Source organism: Olleya sp. R77988, assembly GCF_044594215.1.
GTDB lineage: Bacteria > Bacteroidota > Bacteroidia > Flavobacteriales > Flavobacteriaceae > Olleya.
Map to the genome: position 1 here is coordinate 190,273 of NZ_CP138988.1, position 19,349 is coordinate 209,621.

At 30.4% G+C, this 19,349-nt stretch carries 21 protein-coding genes and 1 pseudogene; 13 read left to right on the forward strand and 9 right to left on the reverse strand.

Annotated elements, in window-relative coordinates:
- The first annotated feature begins 25 nt into the window (after window positions 1-25).
- Genes SJY17_RS00895 through SJY17_RS00915 form a run of 5 tightly spaced genes read left to right on the forward strand, consistent with a single transcriptional unit; the run spans window position 26 to window position 3,599 of the window.
- Window positions 26-526 carry a hypothetical protein gene (locus tag SJY17_RS00895; RefSeq protein WP_397363558.1) on the forward strand — a complete coding sequence of 167 codons (501 nt, stop codon included), beginning with the start codon at window positions 26-28 and terminating at the stop codon, window positions 524-526.
- A gap of 2 nt (window positions 527-528) precedes the next feature.
- Complete coding sequence (locus SJY17_RS00900; RefSeq protein WP_397363559.1) at window positions 529-1,836, forward strand: radical SAM protein; 1,308 nt, start codon at window positions 529-531, stop codon at window positions 1,834-1,836.
- Window positions 1,829-2,680: a JmjC domain-containing protein gene (locus tag SJY17_RS00905; RefSeq protein WP_397363560.1), complete on the forward strand. Its 852-nt coding sequence runs from the start codon at window positions 1,829-1,831 to the stop codon at window positions 2,678-2,680. Before SJY17_RS00900 ends, SJY17_RS00905 begins: the two co-directional genes overlap by 8 nt.
- Window positions 2,667-2,909, forward strand: a complete 243-nt coding sequence (locus SJY17_RS00910) for a hypothetical protein (RefSeq protein WP_397363561.1) — start codon at window positions 2,667-2,669, stop codon at window positions 2,907-2,909. The genes SJY17_RS00905 and SJY17_RS00910 overlap by 14 nt, the downstream gene beginning before the upstream one ends.
- A 12-nt stretch (window positions 2,910-2,921) precedes the next feature.
- Window positions 2,922-3,599 (forward strand): phytanoyl-CoA dioxygenase family protein, encoded by a 678-nt coding sequence (locus SJY17_RS00915; protein ID WP_397363562.1) that lies wholly within the window; start codon window positions 2,922-2,924, stop codon window positions 3,597-3,599.
- A gap of 166 nt (window positions 3,600-3,765) precedes the next feature.
- Here the strand turns inward: SJY17_RS00915 and lipB are convergent, their stop codons facing one another.
- Window positions 3,766-4,467, reverse strand: coding sequence for a lipoyl(octanoyl) transferase LipB (lipB, locus tag SJY17_RS00920; protein ID WP_397363563.1), 702 nt, complete (start codon window positions 4,465-4,467; stop codon window positions 3,766-3,768).
- 156 nt (window positions 4,468-4,623) lie between these two features.
- Between lipB and lysS the strand changes: the two genes are divergently transcribed.
- Together lysS and SJY17_RS00930 are read left to right on the forward strand one after the other, a co-directional pair.
- Window positions 4,624-6,318, forward strand: a complete 1,695-nt coding sequence (gene lysS, locus SJY17_RS00925) for a lysine--tRNA ligase (RefSeq protein WP_397363564.1) — start codon at window positions 4,624-4,626, stop codon at window positions 6,316-6,318.
- Window positions 6,319-6,842: 524 nt separating this feature from the next.
- Window positions 6,843-8,093: a fibronectin type III domain-containing protein gene (locus tag SJY17_RS00930; protein ID WP_397363565.1), complete on the forward strand. Its 1,251-nt coding sequence runs from the start codon at window positions 6,843-6,845 to the stop codon at window positions 8,091-8,093.
- Window positions 8,094-8,170: 77 nt separating this feature from the next.
- Here SJY17_RS00930 and yiaA read toward each other — a convergent pair whose 3' ends face one another.
- A complete protein-coding gene (yiaA, locus tag SJY17_RS00935) occupies window positions 8,171-8,653 on the reverse strand; it encodes an inner membrane protein YiaA (protein WP_397363566.1) in 483 nt (160 codons plus the stop codon).
- Between the two features lie 77 nt (window positions 8,654-8,730).
- Window positions 8,731-8,889: a hypothetical protein gene (locus SJY17_RS00940; protein WP_397363568.1), complete on the reverse strand. Its 159-nt coding sequence runs from the start codon at window positions 8,887-8,889 to the stop codon at window positions 8,731-8,733.
- Window positions 8,890-9,040: 151 nt separating this feature from the next.
- Here SJY17_RS00940 and SJY17_RS00945 point away from each other — a divergent pair, with 151 nt between their 5' ends.
- From SJY17_RS00945 to SJY17_RS00955, 3 genes are all read left to right on the forward strand, one after another.
- Window positions 9,041-10,552, forward strand: coding sequence for a hypothetical protein (locus SJY17_RS00945; RefSeq protein ID WP_397363570.1), 1,512 nt, complete (start codon window positions 9,041-9,043; stop codon window positions 10,550-10,552).
- A gap of 78 nt (window positions 10,553-10,630) precedes the next feature.
- On the forward strand, window positions 10,631-11,134 hold the full coding sequence (locus SJY17_RS00950) for a hypothetical protein (RefSeq protein ID WP_397363572.1): 504 nt from the start codon (window positions 10,631-10,633) through the stop codon (window positions 11,132-11,134).
- A 120-nt stretch (window positions 11,135-11,254) separates the two neighbouring features.
- A complete protein-coding gene (locus SJY17_RS00955) occupies window positions 11,255-11,611 on the forward strand; it encodes a hypothetical protein (RefSeq protein WP_397363573.1) in 357 nt (118 codons plus the stop codon).
- Window positions 11,612-11,685: 74 nt separating this feature from the next.
- Here the strand turns inward: SJY17_RS00955 and hemL are convergent, their stop codons facing one another.
- The 4 genes from hemL to SJY17_RS00975 are packed head-to-tail and all read right to left on the reverse strand — an operon-like array spanning window position 11,686 to window position 15,027.
- The gene (gene hemL, locus SJY17_RS00960) at window positions 11,686-12,963 is read right to left on the reverse strand and encodes a glutamate-1-semialdehyde 2,1-aminomutase (protein ID WP_397363574.1); all 1,278 of its coding nucleotides are present in this window, start codon (window positions 12,961-12,963) and stop codon (window positions 11,686-11,688) included.
- Window positions 12,964-12,968: 5 nt separating this feature from the next.
- Window positions 12,969-13,784, reverse strand: coding sequence for a glucosaminidase domain-containing protein (locus SJY17_RS00965; RefSeq protein ID WP_397363575.1), 816 nt, complete (start codon window positions 13,782-13,784; stop codon window positions 12,969-12,971).
- A gap of 3 nt (window positions 13,785-13,787) precedes the next feature.
- Window positions 13,788-14,699: a 1-aminocyclopropane-1-carboxylate deaminase/D-cysteine desulfhydrase gene (locus tag SJY17_RS00970; protein WP_397363576.1), complete on the reverse strand. Its 912-nt coding sequence runs from the start codon at window positions 14,697-14,699 to the stop codon at window positions 13,788-13,790.
- Complete coding sequence (locus SJY17_RS00975; protein ID WP_397363577.1) at window positions 14,689-15,027, reverse strand: hypothetical protein; 339 nt, start codon at window positions 15,025-15,027, stop codon at window positions 14,689-14,691. Before SJY17_RS00975 ends, SJY17_RS00970 begins: the two co-directional genes overlap by 11 nt.
- Before the next feature lie 47 nt (window positions 15,028-15,074).
- Between SJY17_RS00975 and SJY17_RS00980 the strand changes: the two genes are divergently transcribed.
- From SJY17_RS00980 to SJY17_RS00990, 3 genes are read left to right on the forward strand one after another with little or no spacing between them, the layout of a single operon-like run.
- Entirely contained in the window at window positions 15,075-15,242 is a 168-nt protein-coding gene (locus SJY17_RS00980; RefSeq protein ID WP_397363578.1) for a DUF5522 domain-containing protein, read from the forward strand.
- A gap of 14 nt (window positions 15,243-15,256) precedes the next feature.
- Window positions 15,257-17,242, forward strand: a complete 1,986-nt coding sequence (locus tag SJY17_RS00985) for a urocanate hydratase (protein WP_397363579.1) — start codon at window positions 15,257-15,259, stop codon at window positions 17,240-17,242.
- Between the two features lie 12 nt (window positions 17,243-17,254).
- Complete coding sequence (locus tag SJY17_RS00990; RefSeq protein WP_397363580.1) at window positions 17,255-17,794, forward strand: DUF4136 domain-containing protein; 540 nt, start codon at window positions 17,255-17,257, stop codon at window positions 17,792-17,794.
- A gap of 58 nt (window positions 17,795-17,852) precedes the next feature.
- On the opposite strand, the gene SJY17_RS00995 is transcribed toward SJY17_RS00990, so the two are convergent.
- Both SJY17_RS00995 and SJY17_RS01000 read right to left on the reverse strand, forming a co-directional pair.
- Entirely contained in the window at window positions 17,853-18,182 is a 330-nt protein-coding gene (locus SJY17_RS00995) for a thermonuclease family protein (RefSeq protein ID WP_397363581.1), read from the reverse strand.
- A gap of 17 nt (window positions 18,183-18,199) precedes the next feature.
- Window positions 18,200-19,303: pseudogene (locus SJY17_RS01000) on the reverse strand (bestrophin family protein).
- Between the last annotated feature and the right edge of the window lie 46 nt (window positions 19,304-19,349).

Genomic DNA, 19,349 nt, shown 5'->3' on the forward strand with positions numbered 1-19,349 from the left:
GTTGCCAGTAATTAAACCAAACATTATGCAAATAACTAAATACATTATTATTCTTTCACTTTTCTTTATCCACTCTATAAAAGTTAGTGCTCAAGAAAAAAGCAATTGGGATTACAAAAAATATGCTGAAATCCTTGATAAAAATGGTAATGATATTTTTGTATTAGAGTATGGTATTTCAAAAAAAGGTTATTCAGGTTCTATAAAATGGCGTATTTCCAATAATACATCAGCCACTATTTATGAATTTAGATTAGGAAAAAGAACTTATACATTATTAGATGGAAAACAAAAAACCAGTTCAGCGGAAAGTCCTTTTACGGGAATAAAACCGGGAGAAAAAAAGACAATGATATCTGATGCAATAAATCCATCTGAAGGGAAAGGATGGAGCAATCTGGTTGATAATTATGTTGTCAATATTGAATTCCAAGAAAGTGCATTATCGTTTACTATCGAGAAAGGGAAAGAAAAGAAAGATTGGGTAGACTTTGGAAAACTAAAAACTTATAAAGTAAAAAAATAAAAATGGCTTTATTTGAAGATTTCTGTGATAAATCAAATTCAACAAAAATTAATATTGTTGAGTATGAAGAAGATAGATACTATTTATTACCTGACCATTTAGAGTGGTATTATCAAAAAAAAGAGCTACCAATTAGCAAATTTATCATTCCAAAAAAAAATAAAAAATTAAATTATGATTTCGGAAAAACAGAATTTGACCAACTTCTTGTAGTAGTAACAAACAAATGTAATATAGTTTGTGATTATTGTTTTAGAGGTTATAATTTCAAAAAAAAAGATGAAATTAATTTTGAGGATTTTAAAAAAATAGCAAATCATTTTTATAATAATGCTCAAGTTAATCCTACTATACAATTTACAGGAGGAGAAGTTTTTGTAAAGAAAAACATTGAACATTGGTTTAAATATATAAATGACAAAGGTTTTAGAATTTGGATGACAACTAATGGTGTATCTGCTAAAATAAGTAACAATGAAATTATCAAAAATATTTTCTCAAATAACCATAAACACCACATACGAATTTCTTTAGATGGACACAAAGCTGAAATACACGAAGCATATCGTCAGAAAGGAACTTTTAATAAGATTATTAAAAATATTAAATTTTTGAAATCAATCAATGCGTCGATTTCTGTGAAATCCGTTATTACAAAAGATAATGTACAATATCTTGAAGAAATGTTAGATATGTGTTATGATTTGAAGTTAGAAGGTTGGAACTATAACGTCATAAGATATACTGGAGCTCTTGCAAAAAACCCACCTCTAGATTCAACAGCAAAAATTGATAAAAAAATAGAATATTTTGGTTATTATGAATTAGGTGTCAGATTAATTGAAATCTTATTCAGAAAACCACATTTATCAAAATTACTTGCTATCAGCCGTTTTGGAAAAATATTAAACACATTGTATTTAACGAATCCTAAAGCAGTACCAATGTCTTATTACGTGCTCAAATTTGATGGTAATGTTTATTACAATGACAATTTACAATTCAAAAAATATTCGCCTGGTAATATTGATGAAATAGGTTTAGATGCATTTAATGGTTTAAAATCTTTTAGAAATAATTATGATTATGACTTGCCAGCTTGTAAAAAATGTCCAATTCATCGATTTTGTTTTCAAAAGGGAGATTACGGAGAACTTTATGAAAATGACGTAACTTTAAATTCAGAATTTCCAAATTGTGATGACATAAGAAAACATTACTTCCATCTAATGAGCTTGAAAGAAAAAGGAAAAATACTAACATTAAAAATGTTTAATAAACAAGAAAATAATACAGTGGCTAATGTATAAACACGATACAGCATTTAGTGGGAAAATTGAACAATTTGAACTATTAAATTCAATTGGTCTTTACGAAATTTTCAACTTTTCTAAACACGCAGAGTTTTACAATACTATAAATAGTAATTCAGTAAATAATAACTACATACTCACTAAAAACTTGGAAGATTTTGATGCTTTATTACATAATGAAAGTAATTATAATCTTGTTTTCAGAGATTTAAATGAAAAAAAAATAAATAATGAAATAGATAGAATTAAATCTTATGTTAATCCAAACTTAAAAAAATTAAATACCAGAGTTTGTGCCTTTTCTTCTCAACCAAAATCTGGAATTGGCTATCACGCTGATAAAAGTCCAGTAGCAATAGTACAGCTAAAAGGGCAAAAGCATTGGAAAGTATGGAAAAAGAGCAGTATTCCAATTTCGGAATTAAAATTATATAATGGGACTGGTAATTATCATTTAAAAAATAACAAATCAAAACCTTATATCGATATAATTCTAAACCCTAATGAATTCTTATGGATTCCAGCATATTTTCCACATATGGCTGTTTCGCCTAATAATATAAGTTCATTAAGTATATCTATCATTTGGGACCTAATATCTATATATGATATTATAAATGAGATTATGAAATATAGAAAAATTCCAATACCACCAATTCTTTACAAATCTTATTTTTCCAATATATTTGAAAGAATCCCTATCTATAATATACCTGATTTAAAAAAAGAATTATGGAATAAGATAGAAGATATCGGAAAAACAATAAATATAATATTGACAGAAAATCAAAAAAATAAATCAATTAATAATTTAATACTAAACAAATATGGAGAAAATTAATCTTTTTTTAGAAAAAGTGTCTAAAGACACAAAATACAGTGAGATCTATAATAAAGCAAAAACACTTAAAGAAGTTTCAGAATTAGCTACTGTTTTAAACTTTAAAATTTCAATCCAAGAACTTGAAGAATACTTCAAAAAATTCAAAGAGGACAACGGGATTTCTAATGCAACTGGAATCCCTGAAAGTAATTCATTTATAAATGATGGCTGGTACTCTGGCGATTAAAAATTATGTCTCTTGGAATCAACACATAAAACCAATTACTATGATAAAGGGTTTATCGAATTAAATTCTATAATACACAAAGAAACGATTGTAGACATTAACTCTGAAATTGAAAGAATAATAACAGATTTTCCAGAATTATGCACTTTTGAAAATTGGGCAAAAGGGAATGATGATTATGTTTTACATAAAATTTCAAAATTTACAGAAAAGTCAAATGTCTTTTGGAATGTAGCTTACAATTCAAAAATCATCTCAATAATAGAAGAAATTTTAGATGAGCCTTGCTTTTTATGTACTGATAAAATAAATTTTAAATTATCAGGTGGTAGAGGTTTTTACCCTCATCAAGATATGAGTGGTATTTGGTCAAATTATGTTGAAAATATAATTAGTGTGTTTATTGCAATAGATGATAGTAATGAACATAACGGTTGTTTACAAGTTGCTGAAGGTTGGCATAAAAAGGGATTATTAGGGGATAAAATGTGCCAAATAAAAGAACCTAATTTATCGTTATTAAATTTTAAAAATTTAATACAGAAATCTGGCGATATCATAATATTTGATGGTTTTTTACCACATCAATCAATGAAAAATTTTTCAAGTAGCTCTAGACGAATCTTATTGTTAACATATAATAGAAAGTCAGAAGGAAATTATCGTGAATTATTTCTAGACGGAAAATAACTACTGGCAACACCGTGTATAATTAATTGCTTGATTTTAGATTACTTACGAAAATTCCTTCGAACTTTATATTCGTTTTTTATTTGCTAAATTCCGTGCTAAACCACGCAACTAACCATACACAATCACGTTCTATTAGATTCGAAACCTCTAAAATTCTAAACCACTACTCCACAAACTCAGCTTCAAACAGCTTAGTAAAATGCTTTAATATTTTAGCTTTAACGTCTGCTTCATCAACTGTTTTAACACCAAGTTCTACATTTAAAGACGTTACTGCTTTACCTCTAATTCCGCAAGGGATAATATTATCAAAATAACCCAAATCAGCATTTACATTAAGTGCAAAACCATGCATAGTTACCCATCTGCTAGCTCTAACTCCCATTGCACAAATTTTTCTGGCAAATGGTGTTCCAACATCAAGCCAAACACCAGTTTCGCCATCACTACGTGTGGCTTGCAAACCATACTCTTGTAAGGTTAAAATTATAACTTCTTCCAGAAAACGTAAGTATTTATGGATGTCTGTAAAAAAATTATCCAAATCTAAAATAGGGTAACCAACAATTTGTCCTGAACCATGATAAGTAATATCTCCTCCTCTATTTATTTTATAAAAAGAAGCCCCTTTTTCTTTTAGTTGGTCTTCGTTTAAAAGCAAATTAGACACGTCTCCACTTTTACCTAAAGTATAAACATGTGGATGCTCTACAAACAAAAAGTAGTTATTGGTTTGTAATCCAGCAGCTTCGCGTCTGTTTTTAATTTTTGTATCCAAAATACCTTTAAATAATTGCTCTTGGTAATCCCAAGTGTCTTTAAAGTCTTTAGATCCTAAATCTTGTAATGTTATGCTTTTATTCATCAAAAAAAATAATAGTGCAAAGATACAATTTATCTTTGCTATTCTGTAAAAAGAAAACAGTCTCAGCAAGTATAAAGCCTTTAATTTATTCACTTTAATTTAAAAAATCGTAAATCAAATCCCTATATTTGTGCCTTAAAATTTTACACATTAATTATGTCACAATTATCTGAGCAAGAGCTCGTACGAAGAGAAAAGCTTGCAAAATTACGCGAGTTAGGTATCAACCCTTATCCAGCAGATTTATTTCCTGTATCTAACAATTCTAAACAGATTAAACAGGACTTTAAAGAAGGTAAACAGGTTGTTATTGCTGGTCGTTTGATGTCTCGTCGTATACAAGGTAATGCTAGTTTTGCAGAGTTGCAAGATAGTGATGGACGTATCCAAGTGTATTTTAATAGAGACGAAATTTGTACAGGAGACGACAAAACCAAGTACAATACAGTATATAAAAAATTACTAGATATTGGTGATTTTATTGGTATTGAAGGTGAATTATTTACCACTAAAGTAGGCGAAAAAACAGTTTTAGTTAAAGGTTTTACTTTATTAAGTAAAGCGTTAAAACCGTTACCATTACCAAAGGTTGATGCAGAAGGAAATCAATTTGATGCTTTTGTAGATCCAGAAATGCGTTACAGACAACGTTATGCAGATTTAGCAGTAAATCCGCATGTTAAAGACGTTTTTATAAAGCGTACCAAGTTATTTAATGCTATGCGTAGCTTTTTTAATGACTCTGGTTATTTTGAAGTAGAAACACCAATTTTACAACCAATTCCTGGAGGTGCAGCAGCACGTCCATTTATAACACATCATAACAGTTTAGACATACCATTATATATGCGTATTGCTAACGAGTTGTATTTAAAAAGACTAATTGTTGGTGGATTTGATGGTGTGTATGAGTTTTCTAAAAACTTCCGTAACGAAGGGATGGATAGAACACATAATCCAGAATTTACAGCTATGGAAATTTATGTAGCCTACAAAGACTACAACTGGATGATGGATTTTTGCGAACGCCTTTTAGAGCATTGTGCAATAGCTGTAAACGGAACATCAAAAGCTACGTTTGGAGAACACGAAATTGATTTTAAAGCACCTTATGCTAGAGTCACTATGGCTGATTCTATAAAACACTTTACAGGTTTTGACATTACTGGTAAGTCTGAAGACGAAATAAGAGCTGCTGCTAAAGACCTTGGTGTTGAAGTAGATGCAACAATGGGTAAAGGAAAACTTATTGATGAGATTTTTGGTGAAAAATGTGAAGGTAATTACATCCAACCAACATACATTACTGACTATCCAAAAGAGATGAGTCCTTTATGTAAAGAGCATAGAGACAATCCAGAACTGACAGAACGTTTTGAGCTTATGGTTTGCGGTAAAGAAATAGCAAATGCCTATTCTGAGCTTAATGATCCAATAGACCAACGTCAGCGTTTTGAACACCAATTAAAACTAGCACAAAAAGGAGATGATGAAGCTACAGAGTTTATTGACGAAGACTTTTTACGTGCTTTAGAATACGGAATGCCTCCAACATCTGGAATGGGAATTGGAATGGACAGATTAATCATGTTTTTAACCAATAATCAATCAATACAAGAAGTATTATTTTTCCCTCAGATGAAACCTGAGCGTAAAGCAATACCAATGACTGAAGAGGAAAAAGCAGTTTTTGCAATATTAAAAACTAATAGTCCAATAGACCTAAACACACTTAAAACAGACTCTGGTTTAAGTAATAAAAAATGGGACAAAACCATTAAAGGGTTAACTAAACTTGGTGTTGCTAAGGTTAGTAAAACTGATGATGGATTGTTTGTAGAAATGGTTTAAACTAATTCCTTTAAAAAAAGGAATCTTATAAATTACTAAAAAGGAATTACTGAAATATGATTCCTTTTTTTTATACAATTTTAAGACGGTAAATTTTTAATAAAATTCCTAGATAAAAATCTGTAATACCAATTTTTATTAGATAATTTAACTCCCATTTGTCTTGATACTTTAATTTTTGACAAAGCGTTTATACTTCTAACAATAATAAATATTGAAAGTATTAAAATTAAAAGCATTGCTAAATATAGAGTATTCATAAAAGGTTAATATTAGGTTTGGGATAAGATAAATGTACAGTAGTATTCTTTTTAAATAAAATTATTTAAAAAAGAAAGACACAGTATTCGACAAAAGGTAATTTTTTAATGATTTAAGGAATAAATTGTCTCAATTTCAGCGATTTACGCTATTTTTTTTGCTGCTTTTATCAAAAAAAGTCATTTTAACAGAAAGAATTACAGCTAAATTATGACTAAAAACTAACTCATTTTCATTATTTTCACAATCCAAACAAACTGATAATGAAAAAACTAGCTACCCTTTTACTAACTGCATTAGTGCTATTATCTTGTAGCAACGATGACACAGATCCAACTGTAGACGTTTGCCAGACACCAACAAGTTTTACTGCGACAAATGTTTCAGACATATCTGCTGATTTAAGCTGGAGTAGTACAAATGCAAATGCAAGTTTTGAAATAGAATATGGTATTTCTGGTTTTACACCTGGAACAGGTATCATAACTACTATAACTCTTAATCAAAACACATTTACGCTAAATGGTTTATTAGCCAATACAACATATCAAGCTTATATAAAAACTATTTGTAGCAGCACTAACCAAAGTATACCAACAAGTGGATTGTCATTTACAACAGCTCCACCAAGACCAATTGCACAATTACTGCCTAACCTTACAGATTTAAACTTATTTGAAGGCGATATTAAAGACTTGACACCAAGTCAATATGGCTTCGCTTACACTTTAAACACTCCATTATTTTCAGATTACGCACATAAAGAACGTTTTATTGTATTACCAGAAGGAGAAACAATGACTGCTCAAGGAGACTTGATGCCAGATTTTCCGGATGATACTATTATAGTTAAAACCTTTTACCTTAATTATAACGAAAACGATCTAAGTTTAGGTAGAAGAATTATAGAAACTAGATTATTAATTAAACAAAACGGAATTTGGGTTACTGGAGATTACCATTGGAACGCTGCACAAACAGAAGCTGTTTTAGAAAGCAATACAGCAATTGTACCTGTAACTTTTGTAAATGAAGTTGGTACAACTTTAAACATAAATTACACTATCCCTTCTAATCAAGACTGCATTACTTGCCATTCTAACAATAGTCAAATCATTCCATTAGGCCCAAAATTAAGGTCTATTAATTTTAATAATCAGCTTCAAGATTTAATTGCAAATAACAGAATTACTGGATTAACAGACCCTACATCTGTAGCAACATTACCAAATTGGGAAGATGATACAAACTACACTTTGGAAGAACGTGCAAGAGCCTATTTAGATGTTAATTGTGCTACATGTCATCAACCTGGTGGACATTGCGAAGTCCAAACCACATTAGATTTTAGACTAGAAACTCCGTTTGCAAACACTTCAATTTTTGAAAAAAAATCTGAGATAAACACACGTATGGCAACGTACCAAGAGCTATACAGCATGCCTCTTTTAGGGACTACTTTTGTACATAGCGAAGGTTATTTTTTAATTAAAGCGTATTTAAATACTTTATAAAAATTAAAAACCTCGTAACTTAATGGTTACGAGGCTTAAGGTTAACCATCACATTAACCAATCATCAAAACAAAGTATTAAATACTTTCTGTTTTGTCGTTTTCTAAAAATGCAATATCACGTGTGTTTTTTTGTACTGCAATTGCTGCAAAAAGGCTTAAAGTAAATGACATTCCATAAAATCCTTTTTCGCTAAGCTCTAAATCTGCGTTCCATAATCCAATAACTAATAAGGCTATTGCTGCAACAGATGTAAACCAACTTATACCATAATAAATTTCTGTAACTGGCACGTTTTCAAGCTTATCTCTTACAGATTTTTGCACAGATATTACAGAGAATAACCCAAAAAGTAAGATTGTAAAATAGTACCCTTTTTCGTTTAGAAGCATATTTGCGTTCCATAATCCTACACAATAAGACACCATACCAAGACATAAAGCTGTCCAAGATGCTCCTACAAATGCTGGTGTTGGTTTGGTTGATGATGTTGTTGTCTCTTTTTTATGTTTTTTAGACTTTTTGTCTTCATTAATTGAAACTGTTGTTTGATAATCCATAATATTTTGTTTTTGATAATTATTTAATTGAAATTTTAAGACATTACGTCTTAATGTAGTTGAATAAGAAAGCGTCTTTAAACACCTAAATAAGCAACCTGATTTGTTGTTTTACTACTAAAAATAGACACGTAAGATTCGTATCCTTCTATTAGATGTTTCTGAATTTTTGCTCTGTTAATAATAAGAACACTAAAAAATAGTACTATTAACGTCGATTTAAAAAATGTTTTCATAATGTTTTGTTTTGTTGATTATGGTACAAAGATGCAATGCAACAACAATTTTAAAAACACAACTTAAACAAAAAACTGACGATATGTTTTGAACAATACTATAATTTAGCATTATATTTATTGAATTTAAACTAATTAAACTGACGACTTAATGACTGATTTAGATCATTTAATTTCAAGTTTTTCTTCAGATGACCAACAATTATTCATAGCATTTCTTGAAAAAAAGAATAAACGGAAAGACGCAAAAAACATAGCCTTATTTAAATTAATTAGTAAACAAAGCCTTTCTGCAAAAGACATTTGCAGTAGCTTATATGGACGTCAAAACAAAGTAGCTTATCATGCTTTAAGAAAAAGACTATTCCAATCTGTAATAGATTTTATAGCAACTAAAAATCTAGCAGAAGAAAGCACCACAGAGATGCAGCTTATTAAACTATTAATTGCTGCAAGAGCATGCATGACAATTAAACAATACAATGCAGCTTATAAAATTTTAGACAAGGCAGAGATTGTTGCAAAAGAACATTCTCTATTCTCAATTTTAAACGAGATTTATCATACTAAAATCCAATTTTCTTACGCATATTCAAATTCAGATTTAGAACAATACATTTCTGATTATAAAAACAACAAAAACAATGCATTACTAGAAGACCAACTAAATATTGTGTACGCAAAAATTAGGCAAACCTTAAATAACATTAACTATAAAGGAGCAATAATAAATTTTGAAACTTTAATTAATAACACATTTAAAGAACACAACATTAGCCAAGACAATGCCATTACTTTTAAAGCATTATACCAAATAATGAGTATTGTAAGCCTATCTGCGTTTGTAACTAACGACTTTTATAAAATCGAATCTTTTTTACTAAAACAATACGCTTTATTAAAAACACATAAAAACAGAAACAAGCAACAGTTTTACCATATTCAAATACTATACATAATAGCCAATACATTATTCAGAAATAAAAAATTTGACAAAGCATTAGTCTATATTAATCAAATGTTTATACAGTTAAATCTTAATAAGAAAAAGCATTATAACAACTTTATACTAAAACACAACCTACTAAAAGGCTTAATACTTAACTACACTAACAAACAGACTGAAGCAATTATATTATTAGAAAATAGTATCAAAAAAAAGCATACAGATATAGAAAGTCTTCTAGATATCCATTTAGGTTTAATAATGATTTACATTCAATTTGAAGATTTTAAAAAAGCCAAACAGATTCTTTCTAAATTATATCACACAGATCATTATTACGAAACTAAAGCAGGAAAAGATTGGGTAATTAAAAAAAGCCTAGCAGATATTATACTAAACATAGAGTTGGGCAATATAGATTTAGTAGACTCTAGATTAAGAAGTTTTAAACGTAGCTACAACACCTATTTAAAAACTATAAATCAGCAACGCGTCATCACTTATTTATCTTTTGTAGAGCTTTATTATAAAAACCCAGAACAGGTTACAAGTACTAAATATAAAAACAAAATAGAAGATGCTTTTATATGGATTGAAGCACAACGCGAAGACATTTTTGTCATGAGTTTTTACGCTTGGCTAAAAAGTAAAATGGACAATAAACCACTATACTACACAACTTTAAGCTTAATTGAAACCGCAAAAACTGTTAATTAAAAGCTAAAAACACCATAGCTATTAAACCTATTTAAAATAATGCTGTCTTAACAGTATAACAATTTAAAACAAATTAAAATGAAAAAATTAGCAATACTAGCATTAGCTTTAATAACATTTCAAGCTAACGCACAAGACAAAAAAGAAAACAAAAAAGGAGATAGAAAAGACCGTTTAGAAAAACGAATGAATTTAGAACCTCAAGAAATGGCAGAGTTACAAACAAAAAAAATGACTTTACATTTAGATCTAACTGATGCACAGCAAAAAAAGGTGATGGCTATCAACTTAGAAAATGCTAAAAAGCGTAAAGACGCAATGAAAAAACGTCTTGATTCTAAAAATAAAGAAGAAAAAACAAAGCCTACAAAAGAGCAAAAACTTAAGATGATAAATAATAGATTAGATGCACAAATTGCAACTAAGAAAAAAATGAAAAACATTTTAAACGATGAGCAATACCAAAAATGGGAGAAATCTCAAGCAAAAAGACAGCACAAACGTGGAAAAATGAAAAAAGGCGGAAAGAAAAGAATGGCTCATAAAAAAGAGATTGGAAAAGAAGAACTTCACGAAGATTAAAACTTAAACTTTTACGTTTAAAGGTAAAAAAGCACTGATTATCTATTCAGTGCTTTTTTATTTGTAATTATTAAACAAAAAGTGTTACTTTGAGAGTATAATTAATTAACTCTTACAACAATGAAAAAATTATTCACGCTTTGTCTTTTTGTTTTCGGTTTATTTTTAGCAACTAACACAGCAAGTGCGCAACAAAAATTTAGCGCAGAAGTTAATGAAGCTGCAAGAACTAAAGCTATTGAATTTGGTCGTTATTTAAAAGCAGATCAAACAGCACAAGGATTTATTTATACTGCATATCAAGAATTTTTTGCAAAATCCGAAACTTTAAACAGCAGTTATAAAAAAGGAACTAGTGAGTATTCTAATTTGGAAACAAAAATAAACCAACGTTTATTATCTCAAATGGATGATGCATTAACAGATGAGCAATACACAAAATATTTAGAGCTGACTGATCAAGCCTCTCAAGAATAGTAAATTTTATTACTTATAAAAAAAGCCGATTATAAAATTATAATCGGCTTTTTTTATGTTTTAAATAGTATTAATTAACTAAACACAGCATCACATGCTGCAATAGTTTTATCTAAATCTTCATAAGTTAAAGCATCATTTAAAAACCAGCTTTCAAAAGCACTTGGTGGTAAATAAACACCTTGATCTAACATACCATGAAAAAAGGCTTTAAACGTATCGTTATTTCCTTTAGCAGCGGTTTCAAAATCTACAACTTCATTGTCACAAAAATGAACAGAAATCATCGATCCTACTCTATTTATAGTATGTGTTACTTTTCTATTTTCTAAAACTTCAGCAATACCTTTGTGTAAATACTCTGTTTTTTTAGCTAAACTTTCAAAGGTATTACCAGAATTTAATTCGGTTAACATAGCTAAACCTGCAGCCATAGCCAAAGGGTTTCCGCTTAATGTTCCTGCTTGATAGACTGGACCCAAAGGTGCTAAATGATTCATTATATCTGCTTTAGCTGCAAAAGCACCAACAGGCAATCCTCCTCCAATTACTTTTCCAAAACACACAATATCTGCTTTAACGCCTAAAAACTCTTGTGCACCACCTTTAGCTAATCTAAAGCCTGTCATGACCTCATCAAAAACTAATAAAATATCATTAGTATCACATAGATTACGCAAGCCTTCTAAAAATCCTTTTTTTGGAGGAATACAGCCCATATTTCCAGCTACAGGTTCTATAATAATACAAGCAATTTCATTTTTATTAGCATTAATTAATGCTTCAACATTTGCTAAATCATTATACTTGGCCAACAAAGTATCCTTTGCAGTTCCTTGAGTTACTCCTGGACTATTTGGAGACCCAAAAGTAATAGCTCCACTTCCTGCTTGTATTAAAAACGAATCTGAATGTCCATGATAACAACCAGAAAATTTGATAATTTTATCTTTTTTAGTATAACCTCTTGCTAACCTTACAGCACTCATACAAGCTTCTGTACCAGAATTAACAAAACGTATTTTATCAATATTAGGCACCATTGAAACTGCTAATTCTGCAATCTGAGTTTCAATTTGTGTTGGCATCCCAAAAGAGGTTCCTTTTTTAGCTTTATCTATAACAGCATCAACAACTGGTTGATGCGCATGACCCAAAATCATTGGTCCCCAAGATGCGATATAATCAATTAATTTATTTCCATCTTCATCATACAAATAGGCACCTTTTGCTTCTTTTACAAAAATTGGTGTTCCGCCAACTGCTTTAAATGCACGTACTGGAGAATTTACTCCACCTGGAATGACTTGCTCTGCTTCTGCAAACAAAGCACTACTTCGTTTATAAATCATAAACTTTAATAATCTTTTGGTAATGGTTTTACAAATAAGACTTGACCGATAAATAAATCTGTGCTTTCAAGTCCGTTTAATGACTTTAACTCGTCAACAGAAATCTTATATTTTTTTGATAACGAAAATAAAGTATCTCCTTTTACAACCGTATGCTTATCATTAGTTGTGGTTTCTTTTCCTAAAACATCAGCATCAAAACGATGCAATTGGTAACGCTCTATTAAACTAATTAATTTGTTAGGGTATTTTCTATCTGTTGCATAACCTGCAGCTTTTAATCCTTTAGCCCAACCTTTATAATCGTCTTTATTTAAGTTGAATAAATCCGAATAACGCTTACGTCCTGTCAAAAACAATGAATGATCTCTAAACGAATATTTTGAACTTTTGTATTTCCTGAAACACTCTTGCGACTCATCATCATCATGATAGATTTTTGCACCTTTCCAGTCATGACATTTTATTCCAAAATGATTATTTGCCTCAACAGATAAACGTCCTTTTCCAGAAGCAGATTCTAAAATACCTTGTGCTAAAGTAATACTTGCTGGTATACCATATTTACGCATTTCGTCTTGAGCTATATCACTATAAATTGCAATATACTCGTCCGTTTTACTAGCATAAACTTCAGGTGTTTCTATTACAGGTTCTTCAACTACAACAACTTCTTCTTTAACTACTTTGTCTTTAGTTTTATTATCTTTTTTTACAACTCTTTCTTTTTTCTGCTTGTCTTTTGTAGTGGTAACCTTTTTGGAGCTACCACAACTAGCAATAAAAAACGCTAAGCATAAAATGGTGATTATTTTTTTCATTAATTATAAAATTAATTGTTTTTGTTTTTGTTTTAGTCTTTTATTCATGCCTTCTATACCTTGTAAACCACCAGTATGGACTGCTAATATCTTTGCGTTAGGTTTAAAAAAACCGTTTTGAATTAAATCAAATATTCCATACAGCATTTTTCCTGTATATATAGGGTCTAAATTTATACCTGTTTGCTTTTTAAAGCTATTTATAAATAAAATTAATTGATCATTTATTTTTGCATAACCTCCAAAATGATAATCTGTAATTAATTGCCAATTATCTTGCTTTGCAAATTTACTAATATCTTCCTTTAAAAAGTCACCTTTTAGAGCTGAAAAACCTAAAACTTGTTGACTAGGTTTTGAACAATTTATTAATCCTGCAACTGTACCTCCTGTACCTACAGATGAGCAGATGTAATCAAAACTAAGATCTTGTTTTGTTAAAATCTCTTTACAACCTTTAATTGCCAAATCATTAGTACCTCCTTCTGGGATTAAACAAAAGTCTCCAAATTCGTTTTTTAATTTTTCAAAAATAGATTGTGTAGATTTTAACCTAAACTGCTCTCTGCTAATAAACTTAAAAGTCATTCCGCAGGATTTAGCAAATTTTAAAGTTGGATTATCTAAAATTTTATCTTGTAACTCTTCTCCTCTTATAACACCAATGGTTTTAAATCCAAAAACACGACCAGCTTCTGCTGTAGCTGCAATATGATTAGAAAAAGCACCTCCAAAAGTCAACAACGTGTCATGATTGTTTTTTTCAGCGAAAGCGATATTATATTTTAATTTTCGGTATTTATTCCCAGAAATAATAGGATGAATTAAATCCTCTCGTTTTAAATACAAATCTACAGAACTCTTAAAAGGGAGTTCTATTTTTTGATTGACGCTAAGCTCTGGATTAAATGTCATGTTTGCTAAGATACTTTAAAAATTGCCAAAACGGTCTAGATTTTAGATAGTCTAAGTTAGCATCATTATAGAAGGCTTCACGTTCAAAACTAATGTTTTTATATGCTAAAAACCAGTTTTTGTGTTTTATATAACCAATAACAAACTCTATAAAATACCATATATAAAAGGGTACAACTAGTAATTCTAACTGTTGTCTAAGATGAATTTTTTCATGATTTATTAAAGTAACACTACTTTTTAATCTTTTATTTTTAAGAAAAATAAAAGGAAAAATGGTCATTCCTGTGTACCCTTTTGGTACTAAATATTTTGATATTATTATCATGGTTTATCAGCTTCAAAATGTATTCCAATTTACGTTATCTTTGTGATATGAAGAAGATAATTCCAATAGAAGAAGGTGATTTTTATCTTACACCTGAAGGCTATCGTTGTTTTACAGAACAATACCACTTAAAACGTGGATATTGTTGCGAGAGTGGTTGTAGACATTGTCCTTATGGATACAACAAGAAAACAAATTCAGTAAAAAAAAAGTAAAGTCAGCAAAACTTATGACATTTAAAGAACAAATATTAGAAGGTATTCCTAACAAATTACCAGAATTTAAACCTTTTGACAACTCAATAAATCACGCACCAAAACGTAAAGCTATTTTAAGTATAGAAGAAGTAAAATTAGCTTTAAAAAATGCATTGCGTTATTTTAAAAAGGCGCATCACGCTAAACTTTTATCTGAGTTTAAAACAGAATTAGAGACCTATGGTCGTATTTACATGTATCGTTTTAGACCAGATTATAAAATGTACGCTAGACCAATTTCAGAATATCCTGCACAATCAAAACAAGCTGCTGCAATCATGTTAATGATTCAGAATAACTTAGATTATGCAGTTGCGCAACATCCACATGAGTTGATAACTTATGGAGGAAATGGTGGTGTTTTCTCTAATTGGGCACAATATAGATTAACAATGAAGTATTTGGCAGAAATGAATGATGAACAGACTTTAGTCATGTATTCTGGTCATCCTATGGGTTTGTTTCCTAGTCATAAAGAAGCACCAAGAGTTGTGGTTACTAACGGAATGATGATACCTAATTATTCTAAACCTGACGATTGGGAAAAATTTAATGCATTAGGTGTGACACAATATGGGCAAATGACTGCTGGAAGCTATATGTATATTGGTCCTCAAGGAATTGTACATGGTACAACTATTACTGTTTTAAACGGTTTTAGAAAAATTAAGAAAGAACCAAAAGGTAATTTATTTGTAACCTCTGGATTAGGTGGTATGTCTGGAGCACAACCAAAAGCTGGTAACATTGCTGGTTGTATTACGGTTTGTGCGGAAGTAAATCCAAAAATCACTCAAGTACGTTTAGACCAAGGTTGGATAGACGAAAAAATTACTGATTTAAATGAATTAGTTATACGTGTTAATAAAGCAAAAGCCGAAAAAGAAACCGTTTCCATTGCTTACTTAGGAAATATCGTAGAGGTTTGGGAAAAGTTTGATAGCGCAAATATCCATATTGACTTAGGTAGTGATCAAACCTCATTACACAATCCTTGGGCTGGAGGCTATTATCCTGTAGACACCTCTTTTGAAGAGTCCAACACAATGATGGCTAATAATCCAGAATTATTTAAAACTAAAGTACAAGAAAGTTTACGCAGGCATGCAGATACTATAAATAAACATACAGCAAAAGGGACTTACTTTTTTGATTACGGAAATGCCTTTTTATTAGAAGCCTCACGTGCAGGAGCAGATATTATGGCAAAAAATGGTATTGATTTTAAATACCCTTCTTATGTACAAGATATAATGGGTCCAATGTGTTTTGACTATGGTTTTGGTCCATTTAGATGGGTTTGCGCTTCAGGAAAACCTGAAGATCTAGCAAAAACAGATAAAATTGCTTGCGATGTTTTAGAAGAAATAAAACAAAACTCTCCAAAAGAAATCCAACAACAAATGGCTGATAATATCCAATGGATTAAAGGTGCACAAGACAACAAATTAGTTGTTGGATCTCAAGCTAGAATATTATATGCAGATGCAGAAGGACGCATGAAAATTGCTGAAGCTTTTAATCAAGCAATCGCTAAAGGTGAAATAGACACAGTTATATTAGGACGTGATCATCATGATGTATCAGGAACAGATAGTCCTTACAGAGAAACATCAAATATTTATGATGGTTCAAGATTTACAGCAGATATGGCTATCCATAATGTTATAGGAGACAGTTTTAGAGGAGCCACTTGGGTTAGCATCCACAATGGTGGTGGAGTTGGTTGGGGGGAAGTAATAAATGGAGGTTTTGGTATGGTTCTTGATGGTAGTAAGGAAGCATCAAAACGATTAAAACAAATGTTATTTTGGGATGTCAACAATGGTATTTCAAGACGTAGTTGGGCTAGAAACGACGAAGCTATTTTTGCAATAAAACGCGCTATGGAAGTCGAGCCTAACTTAAAAGTAACATTACCTAATATAGTTGATGATAATTTATTAAACTCTATATAAAAACATAATGCTATGAAAAAAATTATGAGACTATTACCAATTATGTTAGTACTAATTACACTAACATCTTGTAGCACTGTTAAAGTAGCTGCAGATTATGACAAAGCTGTAAATTTCGATAACTACAAAACCTTTGCGTTTTTTAAGTCAGGAATTGACAAAGCAGAAATAAACGATATTGACAAACGTCGTATTTTAAGAGCTATTGAAACCGAATTAACAGCTAAAGGCTACACAAAATCTGAAAATCCAGATGTACTAGTTAGTATTTTTACTAAGTCAAACCAACGTGTTGATATATACAACAACAGATGGGGAGTTGGTGCTTGGGGTTGGGGACGCTTCGGTTGGGGCTTTAATAATCAACCAGCAGTATCGACATCTACTCAAGGCGTTTTGTTTGTAGACTTAATTGACGCAAACAAAAAAGAATTAGTTTGGCAAGGACAAGGCACAGGTTACTTATCCAAAAACATGGATAAGAAAGAAGCGAGGATAAATGAGTTTGTAACTAAAATTATGGAAAAATACCCTCCAGGAATGGAGAAATAATTTTCTAACTACATATATTAAAAAGCGACTACTTTAAATAAAGTTGTCGCTTTTTAATTTAAAGTAAATAAGGCTTAGCATGTCCATTATCTACTAACCATTGGTTGAGCTCTAAACCTTCCTCAGTAACTATATCAGCCAAATAACGTCCATATTTACCTTGCTTATCTTTGTAAGAACGGATAGTAACTTCTTTATTTAGAATTTTTTCTCTAACAATATCTCTAACTATTCTACCTTCTACTTTTTCTGCTCCACGTAATTCTGGAGTATCAATACCATATAGACGTAATTTCATTTCTTGAGAATGGAGGAACCCTAAATCTACTACTGCTGTGACTGTGTCTCCATCATAAACTGCTATTATTTTTGCTTTGTAAGTGTACATAATATTTTCTTTTAAAATTACATTACTATATCATTCTTCCAAACATAAGGTTGAGGAATATCAGTATCGTTAATTAATTCTCTTATATCTATTTCAATCCCTCTACTTAAATCTGTTATTGGCACATCATTTGGACCGCCTTCAAAAGGATTTTCGGTATTCTCACCAATTTTTTCCATAGTATGAAAAACCCAAGATAACAAAGCACTAAATGGAATAGAAAACCAAACAAAGTGTTTACCTATAAATTCTTGAATACGATGCATTAAATCTGTTTGCACTTCATGCATAGATAACTCTGCTAATACTTGATGACCAATTTTCTCAAATCCATCCATAACTCCATAAGGCAATAGCAATACAAAACACCAGACAAAAAGATAGTTTAACGTTGCATATTGTCTTGGATAAGGAAAGTTTTTAATTCGCTCTGACTTACCTTGTAGGGTATAAAACTCCACTAAGACATTAGCCATTTCCATATGCCTAAAATCTTCAATTAACCCTTGATCCATTAATTGTTTTAATCGTCTAGATTGTATACCTAATATTTGCGAAGCTTTATTTCCTTTAGCAAAAACCTCATTATATTCATCATCAGATAAATAGGGTTTTATTGCTTCCTTAATAGGTATTGTATCTTCTCAAACTAAATAGTAGGCTTCTCTAAACTCTGCATTAGACTTGGCACTTTTTATATGCATTTCCCAAGGTTTATCTGCCCTCATTTGATAACGCAATGCTGTTAACCATGCAATATGTCTATGGACTAATTCTCGCTTTACAGTTTGCAATTTGTCTTCTGAAACGTTTTCTTTTGTATGGGTATTATCTATGAAATCTTTGACCATAATTGTCCAAGATCTTGAAGTATTTACAATTCCACCCCAAATTTTACGTGCTTCCCATAATCTATCATAAGACGCATTATTTTTAAAACTAACCAAAAAAGCAACAGCTGTACCCAAAACACTTACTGGCAACCATGGAATATGAAGCCACTTCCAATGCAAAATATCAAATAATATTACAGGAATTGTTGCTAAAGTTATAAATAGTAATATATGACGTCGCGTCCATTTTATAACGCCTTTAACAGGAAATATCCTTTTTGTATACATATAAATTATTGTTATTTACTAAAGATACTAAAAGCTAACAATTAAA

What these genes read in the sequence shown, in the direction of transcription:
- SJY17_RS00895 (WP_397363558.1), top strand. Translation starts at nt 26, where the DNA reads ATGCAAATAACTAAATACATTATTATTCTTTCACTTTTCTTTATCCAC.
- SJY17_RS00900 (WP_397363559.1), top strand. Translation starts at nt 529, where the DNA reads ATGGCTTTATTTGAAGATTTCTGTGATAAATCAAATTCAACAAAAATT.
- SJY17_RS00905 (WP_397363560.1), top strand. Translation starts at nt 1,829, where the DNA reads ATGTATAAACACGATACAGCATTTAGTGGGAAAATTGAACAATTTGAA.
- SJY17_RS00910 (WP_397363561.1), top strand. Translation starts at nt 2,667, where the DNA reads ATGGAGAAAATTAATCTTTTTTTAGAAAAAGTGTCTAAAGACACAAAA.
- lipB (WP_397363563.1), bottom strand. Translation starts at nt 4,467, where the DNA reads ATGAATAAAAGCATAACATTACAAGATTTAGGATCTAAAGACTTTAAA.
- lysS (WP_397363564.1), top strand. Translation starts at nt 4,624, where the DNA reads ATGTCACAATTATCTGAGCAAGAGCTCGTACGAAGAGAAAAGCTTGCA.
- SJY17_RS00930 (WP_397363565.1), top strand. Translation starts at nt 6,843, where the DNA reads ATGAAAAAACTAGCTACCCTTTTACTAACTGCATTAGTGCTATTATCT.
- yiaA (WP_397363566.1), bottom strand. Translation starts at nt 8,653, where the DNA reads ATGGATTATCAAACAACAGTTTCAATTAATGAAGACAAAAAGTCTAAA.
- SJY17_RS00940 (WP_397363568.1), bottom strand. Translation starts at nt 8,889, where the DNA reads ATGAAAACATTTTTTAAATCGACGTTAATAGTACTATTTTTTAGTGTT.
- SJY17_RS00945 (WP_397363570.1), top strand. Translation starts at nt 9,041, where the DNA reads ATGACTGATTTAGATCATTTAATTTCAAGTTTTTCTTCAGATGACCAA.
- SJY17_RS00950 (WP_397363572.1), top strand. Translation starts at nt 10,631, where the DNA reads ATGAAAAAATTAGCAATACTAGCATTAGCTTTAATAACATTTCAAGCT.
- SJY17_RS00955 (WP_397363573.1), top strand. Translation starts at nt 11,255, where the DNA reads ATGAAAAAATTATTCACGCTTTGTCTTTTTGTTTTCGGTTTATTTTTA.
- hemL (WP_397363574.1), bottom strand. Translation starts at nt 12,963, where the DNA reads ATGATTTATAAACGAAGTAGTGCTTTGTTTGCAGAAGCAGAGCAAGTC.
- SJY17_RS00965 (WP_397363575.1), bottom strand. Translation starts at nt 13,784, where the DNA reads ATGAAAAAAATAATCACCATTTTATGCTTAGCGTTTTTTATTGCTAGT.
- SJY17_RS00970 (WP_397363576.1), bottom strand. Translation starts at nt 14,699, where the DNA reads ATGACATTTAATCCAGAGCTTAGCGTCAATCAAAAAATAGAACTCCCT.
- SJY17_RS00975 (WP_397363577.1), bottom strand. Translation starts at nt 15,027, where the DNA reads ATGATAATAATATCAAAATATTTAGTACCAAAAGGGTACACAGGAATG.
- SJY17_RS00980 (WP_397363578.1), top strand. Translation starts at nt 15,075, where the DNA reads ATGAAGAAGATAATTCCAATAGAAGAAGGTGATTTTTATCTTACACCT.
- SJY17_RS00985 (WP_397363579.1), top strand. Translation starts at nt 15,257, where the DNA reads ATGACATTTAAAGAACAAATATTAGAAGGTATTCCTAACAAATTACCA.
- SJY17_RS00990 (WP_397363580.1), top strand. Translation starts at nt 17,255, where the DNA reads ATGAAAAAAATTATGAGACTATTACCAATTATGTTAGTACTAATTACA.
- SJY17_RS00995 (WP_397363581.1), bottom strand. Translation starts at nt 18,182, where the DNA reads ATGTACACTTACAAAGCAAAAATAATAGCAGTTTATGATGGAGACACA.